The sequence below is a fragment of the Paraburkholderia sp. EG287B genome (assembly GCF_040965595.1).
Lineage (GTDB): Bacteria > Pseudomonadota > Gammaproteobacteria > Burkholderiales > Burkholderiaceae > Paraburkholderia.
On record NZ_JBFRCG010000077.1, the window covers coordinates 1 to 917 of the forward strand.

Below are 917 nucleotides of genomic sequence, written 5' to 3' on the forward strand. Positions count from 1 at the left end.
AGAGGCCAGTTCAAAAAGCCGACTGCGCTCGTTTGAATATATTCCAGCACACGAGCGAGCAAGCGAATTTGAGGAATGCTTCGTGAATGTCGCTACGGCGATCGAAGCGAATGCGAAGCCGACGGAAATTGTGGAGCCACGAGTGAGTTCGTTCTACCACCCAGCGGAATTTCCCCAGACCACTGCCATGTTCAGTTCGACGCCGCGCGATTACTGGCCTGATGCCACGATCTCGCAAGCGCTGGCGATGTGCGTCGGAGTCGTAGCCGCGATCGCCGTAGATGACTTTTGGCTTCCGCAGTGGTCGGCCACGCGTGCCGCGGATCGGCGGGATGGCATCGACCAACGGCAGCAACTGGGTGACGTCGTTACGGTTTGCGCCGGTCAGAATCACGCTGACCGGTACCCCGTTGGCATCTACAAGGACGTGGTGCTTCGAACCAGGGCGCGCGCGATCCGTGGGGTTCGGCCCAGTTTTTCGCCCGCCCCAACGGCTCGTACCGACGATGAATCGACGGCAGCATATGAGAGGTCCAGTTGTCCGGATTCGCGCAACCTGTCGAGCAGCAATGCATGCAGCCTGTTCCAGACGCCTGCCTTCTGCCATGCGTCGAGACGACGCCAGCAGGTCGCCCCGGACCCAAACCCCAGTTCGGACGGCAAGTGGTTCCACCGTATCCCGGTGCGTAACACAAACAGGACGCCATTGAGCGCCGCCCGCTCTGACACACGGGGTCGTCCGCGGCGCTCGTTGTTTCGGCGTCTGGGTTTCGGCAGTAGCGGTTCGATCAGTGCCCACAATTCGTCGTCAATGATCGGCGCTTGCATCCCCTCGGTCTCCGTTCTCTGGACGACTGAGGTTAACATCGCGCCGCGAAAGTTAACAGACCATCAAGGTTTTTTTTGAACTGGCCTCT

1 protein-coding gene is annotated in these 917 nt (G+C 59.8%); it reads right to left on the reverse strand.

Annotated elements, in window-relative coordinates; genetic code table 11:
- Positions 1-10: 10 nt before the first annotated feature.
- A protein-coding gene (locus AB4Y40_RS42755; protein ID WP_342920137.1) for an IS5 family transposase occupies positions 11-828 on the reverse strand; the annotation gives its coding sequence in 2 pieces (ribosomal slippage) (positions 11-480 and positions 480-828; 819 coding nt in all).
- Between the last annotated feature and the right edge of the window lie 89 nt (positions 829-917).